Source organism: Marinobacter algicola DG893 (assembly GCF_000170835.1).
Lineage (GTDB): Bacteria > Pseudomonadota > Gammaproteobacteria > Pseudomonadales > Oleiphilaceae > Marinobacter > Marinobacter algicola.
The window spans coordinates 1-1,282 of sequence record NZ_ABCP01000097.1 but is presented as its reverse complement, the minus strand read 5'-3'; the positions used below and the strand labels follow the sequence as shown (position 1 = coordinate 1,282).

1 protein-coding gene is annotated in these 1,282 nt (G+C 58.7%); it reads right to left on the bottom strand.

All coding sequences use genetic code 11. The features are described from left to right. Window positions 1-28: 28 nt before the first annotated feature. Window positions 29-1,282 (bottom strand): tRNA (N6-isopentenyl adenosine(37)-C2)-methylthiotransferase MiaB (gene miaB / locus MDG893_RS20370; RefSeq protein WP_007155745.1); only part of this gene is annotated, 1,254 nt, incomplete at its 5' end.

The window sequence follows — 1,282 nt, the reverse complement described above, 5'->3', positions numbered from 1 at the left end:
CCAAACCCGAGACGCATGGGGCCAAGGTTTAATACATCTCGGAACCCACAGGAACCCCGCGAAGGGAATTAGGCAGAGCCTCCCGAATCTCCACATCGATAAAGTGCCCAACCACCTCCGGATTCTCATGCCGGAAGTTCACAATACGGTTATTCTCGGTACGGCCCGCGTATTCACCGGGGTCTTTCTTGGACAGGCCGGTCACCAGAATGCGCTGGGTTGAGCCGACCATCTTGCGGCTGATGTCCATCACGTTCTGATTCAGCCGGTCCTGAAGAATGCTCAGGCGCTGTTTCTTCACCTCCAGTGGCGTGTCATCCGGCAGGTCCGCCGCCGGAGTGCCGGGCCGGGCGCTGTAGATGAAACTGAACGACATATCAAAGCCAATATCGTTGATCAGCTTCATGGTGTCCTGGAAATCCTTCTCGGTTTCCCCCGGGAAGCCAATGATGAAATCCGAGGAGAAGCTGATGTCCGGGCGGATCTTGCGCAGGCGGCGGAGTTTGGATTTGTACTCCAGTGCCGTATGGCCGCGCTTCATGGCCGCGAGGACTCGGTCTGAGCCGCTTTGTACCGGCAAGTGCAGGTGGCTGACCAATTCTGGTACCTGCTCATAGGCTTCGATCAGCGAGTCCGAAAACTCCACCGGGTGTGAGGTGGTATACCGGATACGGTCAATACCGTCGATGGTGGCGATCAGGGTCACCAGCTCCGCCATGTCCATCACGTCGCCATCGTGGGTTTCGCCACGGTAGGCATTGACGTTCTGGCCCAACAGGTTCACCTCACGCACGCCCTGGCTGGCCAGGTGGGCGACTTCCGCGATCACGTCGTCCACCGGCCGACTGACTTCCTCGCCACGGGTGTAGGGCACCACGCAGAAAGTGCAGTATTTGCTGCAGCCTTCCATAATGGAGACAAACGCGGACGGGCCGTCGGCACCGGGATCAGGCAGGTTGTCGAACTTCTCGATTTCCGGGAAGCTGACGTCTACCACGCCAACGCCGTTACCCTTGGCGCGGACTTCGGTGATCATGTCCGGCAGGCGGTGCAGGGTTTGCGGGCCAAATACCATGTCCACGTAGGGTGCCCGGTCTATGATAGCCTGGCCTTCCTGGCTGGCGACGCAACCGCCGACGCCGATGATCAGGTCCGGTTTGCTGTTTTTCAGTTTCTTCCAGCGACCCAGTTGGTGGAACACTTTTTCTTGCGCTTTTTCGCGGATGGAGCAGGTGTTCAGCAACAGGATGTCCGCGTCATCCGGGGTGTCGGTCATTTCGAC